This is a genomic window from Candidatus Frankia nodulisporulans (genome assembly GCF_902806475.1).
GTDB classification, from domain to species: Bacteria; Actinomycetota; Actinomycetes; order Frankiales; family Frankiaceae; genus Frankia; species Frankia umida.
The window spans coordinates 1-3,307 of record NZ_CADCWS010000360.1; the positions used below are offsets into that span (position 1 = coordinate 1).

General features: G+C 73.2%; 3 protein-coding genes and 1 pseudogene. 1 reads left to right on the plus strand and 3 read right to left on the minus strand.

Annotated elements, in window-relative coordinates; all coding sequences use genetic code 11:
- From G6R24_RS19615 to G6R24_RS19625, 3 genes and pseudogenes are all read right to left on the minus strand, one after another.
- Positions 1-1,674, minus strand: a pseudogene (locus G6R24_RS19615) (ArnT family glycosyltransferase); the annotation flags it as partial.
- Positions 1,675-1,777: 103 nt separating this feature from the next.
- Complete coding sequence (locus G6R24_RS19620) at positions 1,778-2,344, minus strand: DUF305 domain-containing protein (RefSeq protein WP_163550641.1); 567 nt, start codon at positions 2,342-2,344, stop codon at positions 1,778-1,780.
- An 82-nt stretch (positions 2,345-2,426) separates the two neighbouring features.
- A complete protein-coding gene (locus tag G6R24_RS19625; RefSeq protein WP_175087938.1) occupies positions 2,427-2,903 on the minus strand; it encodes a DUF6153 family protein in 477 nt (158 codons plus the stop codon).
- Between the two features lie 183 nt (positions 2,904-3,086).
- Here G6R24_RS19625 and G6R24_RS19630 point away from each other — a divergent pair.
- Positions 3,087-3,307: hypothetical protein (locus tag G6R24_RS19630; RefSeq protein WP_163550640.1), on the plus strand; the 221-nt coding region annotated here is incomplete at its 3' end.

Genomic DNA, 3,307 nt, shown 5'->3' on the forward strand with positions numbered 1-3,307 from the left:
TCCGCGGCCGGCACCGCCTCGTCCACGACGGGTACGACGTCCACCGACGGAGCGAGGCCGGCGGAGGGGGTGGAGCCGGTGTGGGCCTGGGAGACGGTGGCCAGGGTGTAGGCGGTGCTGCCGGCGCCCAGGCCGAGCACGGTGGCCAGGGCGAGGATGACGGCGAGGCGCCCGGGGCGGCCGGGGGTGGGACGTCCGGCGGCGCCGACGGCCAGGGTGACGGCCACCAGCAGGCAGCCGATCAGGATGATCCAGCGTAGTGCGGGCAGCCAGGTGGACACCCGGTCCAGCAGGACGTAGTTCCAGACACCGGTGACGGCGACCATCGCGGCGAGCGCGATCCGGGCCGAACGGCGGTCGCGGATACGCCACAGGGCGACCCCGACACCGGCGATCAGGGCTGCGATCGCGGGGGCGAGGGCGGCGGTGTAGTACGGGTGGATGATCCCGCTCATGTAGCTGAACACCAGGCCGCTGACCAGGAGCCAGCCACCCCAGAGCAGCAGTCCGGCCCGGTGGGCGTCGGTGCGCGGCGGGCAGCAGCCAGGAGATCTCCCCGCCCATCCGCTCGGCGAACAGCCGGGTGATGCCGGTCGGCCCACCGAACGAACCGCCCATCCCGCCACCACCGCCGCCACCGGAGCCGGAGCCGGCGGTGGCACCGAAGATCCGTCCGAGACCGTTGTAGCCGAGCGCGAGCTGCCAGAGGCTGTTGTTCGTCGACCCGCCGATGTAGGGACGCGAACCGGCCGGCCACAGGTCGACCAGGGCCACGTACCATCCGGCGGACACGATGATCGCGCCGAGTCCGGCCAGCAGGTGCAGCAGCCGGCGGCGAAGTCCCGTCGGCGCGGCGATCAGGTAGGCCAGCCCCAGGGCCGGCACGATCAGGAACGCCTGCGCGAGCTTGGTGAGGAACGCGAACCCGAGGCAGGTCCCGGCCACGGTGAGCCAGCGCCAGCTCGCCCGCTCGAGGGCCCGCACCGTCGCGTAGGCGGCACCGACCAGCAGCAGCACGAGCAGCGCGTCCGGATTGTTGAACCGGAACATCAGTGCCGCCACCGGGGTGAGGGCGAACGCGGCGCCGGCGAGCAGGCCCGCGCCGACCCCGGCGGTGCGCCGCACCGTCGCGGCGAGCAGCCCGACCGCGGCCACGCCTTCCAGTGCCTGCGGCACCAGCACCGACCAGGACGAGAACCCGAAGATCCGCGCGGATAGTCCCGACACCCACAGCGACGCCGGTGGCTTGTCGACCGTGATCGCGTTCCCGGCGTCCAGCGAGCCGAACAGCAGCGCCTTCCAGCTCTGCGAGCCCGCCTGGGTGGCCGCGGCGTAGAAACTGTTCGCGTACCCGGACGCGCTGAGGTTCCACAGGTACAGCACCGCCGTCACCCCGAGCAGCACCAGCAGCGCCGGACGCGCCCAGCTCGGGTCGTCCGCCGCCCCCCATACCAGCCGTCGGGCCAGGTTCGGCCGGTGCCGTCCACCGCCGCCGCCGCCGCCACTGCCACTGCCGCTACCGGTGTGGCGCCGGCGTCCGTCGGCGTTCGGTTCGGCGGCCTGGCGGTGCCGGTGGGCCGGGGGCGAGCCGGTGACCAGGGGCTGCTCCTCGGTCACCGGCCCGCGGTGCGGCGCGATCGTGGACGAAGGCGGGCTGGCCTGCGCTGGTGTCATGGTCCACACGATCAGACCCGGCGCTGCGAGATCCCTGTGCCACCGCTGTGCGATCCCTGTGAGCCTTCCCGCCGGCCGTCCACGACACCCCCTGGAGGGTGGGTCAGACGGTGGCGAGCAGGGTGCGCATCGTGGCGATCTCGGCGGTCTGGGTGGTGCGGATGCGTGCGGCGAGGTCCTTGGCGGGGGCGTACCGTCCGCCCTGGATCTCGGTGGACGCCATGTCGATCGCGCCCTGGTGGTGGTCGATCATCATGGTGAGGAACATGGTGTCGAACGCCGCGCCGGAGGTGTTCGCGAGCGCGGTCATGTCCTCGTCCGACATCATTCCCGGCCCGGTGTGACCGGCGCCGTGGGTGTGCTCTTGGTGTCCGTCCTGGTGGGCGTTGGCGGCGGACGGGACGGGCTCGGACCAGCCGGCGAGCCAACCCGTCATGGTGGTGATCTCCGGGGTCTGGGCGGCGTGGATCCGGGTCGCCAAGGTCCTGACCCTGGTGTTCTGGGTGCGGGTCGCCACCAGGTCGACCATGTCGACGGCCTGCTGATGGTGCGGGATCATCGCCTGGGCGAAGCGGGTGTCGACACTGTTGTGGTCGGGGGTGTCGCCACCGCAGGCGGCGACGACGGTGGCGGCCAGCAACGCCGCGATGAGCTGAACGAGCCGTTTCACGTGAGCTCCTCGTCAGGTGAACGTCCATGGCACAGGCGAATGCGCGCGGCCCCGTTTTCCGGGACGCGCGGGATTCGTCGGTCTACCGACGCAGCACGCAGAGCGAGGTGAACAACGGCACGGCGGACGACACCGCCCGGCCCGACGGCGGGGACCGCCCCGTCCGCGCCAGGACGACCGCCGGCAGGCGCGGCGCCGACCGGGCGGCTCGTGACACCGCGGCGGCCAGCAGCCCCGCCAGCAACAGCACCCCGGCGCCCCGCAGAAACGCCAGACACAGCGACCCGCCGTCATGCCCGCCGTGATCAGGGTGCCCGCCGTGATCACGCTGACCGCCGTGGTGGTGTGTCGCGGACCCGGCCGGGGGAGAGGGAGCCATGGTGCGCCGGGCGTCGGTGGGAGCGGCGATGGTGGTGGCGGGGGGTCGTCCGGTGGGCTGGGCGGACAGGCCGCCGTGCATGAGCAGGATGCCCAGGAGAACGGGGACGACCAGGGGGAGTCCCGCGCGTCCGCCCGGACCATGGCGGCGAGCGCTCGGGGGTCGGGACGGGGCGGGCACCGGCTCATGATGCCCCGCGCCCACCGTCACTCGACCCGGGTAGGACAGTGACGGTCGTGATACCGGGCAGGTGCGGTTATGGCGGGACGCTCCGCGGGTGCACTACGTTTTCTGCTGCGCCTGGACGACACGTGATGACGCCCGGCGACCGGCTGCCCAGCCGTCCTGGGGAGGGGAGTTCGCATGCCGCTGGCCATCTCCGACGATCACCGGGCGCTCGCCGAGGTGGTGCGGGACGTCGCCGTGGCCGAGGGCCTGCGCGCGTTGACCCGGCGGGCGCTCGACGCCCTGCCCGAGCCGGAGAGTCCACCGAACGTCTACCGCGAGCGCCGCGTGGCGCGACCGACCTCGTCCGGTTCCGCGGCACCGGACGAGGTCGGTTCCGCGGAACCCTCGGGTGCCGG